Annotated in this window: 1 protein-coding gene and 1 pseudogene; both read right to left on the bottom strand. The window is 45.6% G+C overall.

The genetic code is table 11. From position 1 onward, the window contains the following. Positions 1-458, bottom strand: a pseudogene (locus KIV40_RS29815) (DUF1481 domain-containing protein); the annotation flags it as partial. 46 nt (positions 459-504) lie between these two features. Then, the coding region (locus KIV40_RS29810; RefSeq protein WP_285352876.1) for an HU family DNA-binding protein at positions 505-750 on the bottom strand (246 nt) is incomplete at its 5' end.

The raw sequence follows: 750 nt of genomic DNA, 5'->3' as shown, positions 1-750 counted from the left end.
GCTCTAGACCTTCACCGTTTTGCTTGTCTGTCGAGTCTAAGACGCCATTGGCCTCTTTCTTGTAGCGCTCTAACTGCTTGGCTTGGATGGGTAAGATTTTTCCATCGATACGATACTGTTGGTAAACAGCATAACCAGACTTATCGAAGCGCACATGCACGCGATACGGTACCAGTTTTGGCATCACGCTGTTCGCCTTCACGGATGAATTCACGTAATACGCCTTCTGACCATGCATAGTCGGTCTTGTACCAACCATAGTCGCCTACAGTGACATAATCGGCTGAACTGTGTGGCTGAGTGAGTTTATTGGTAACCCAGTAAAAACTAGTGGCATCACCCATAACCTGACCGCCGGTGTAGGTTTCAAATTGTTCGAGATTTTTCGTTGTACTGGATGAGGAACACCCGACAAGGAGAGCTGAGAAGAGAGAAACGAGAAGAAATGTTTTTTTCATAAAACCTGTACCGAGGTGGAATACGACTACCTCGGTACAGTTTAGATTATTTCACTGAATCTTTCAGTGCTTTACCTGCAACAAATGCTGGAACATTTGCAGCAGCGATTTGAATCTCATCACCAGTTTTTGGGTTACGACCAGTGCGAGCTGCACGGTGGTTTACTTTGAAAGTACCAAAACCAATTAGCTGAACTTGATCGCCATCTTTAAGAGCATCAGTTACGCCGCCAAGAGTCGCTTCTAGCGCAGCTTTCGCTTGAGCTTTAGAAAGGTCCGCTTTTTCAGCAAT

The organism is Vibrio sp. D173a (assembly GCF_030248475.1).
The sequence above is the reverse complement of the archived record's forward strand: the minus strand, read 5'-3'. Positions and strand labels throughout refer to the sequence as shown.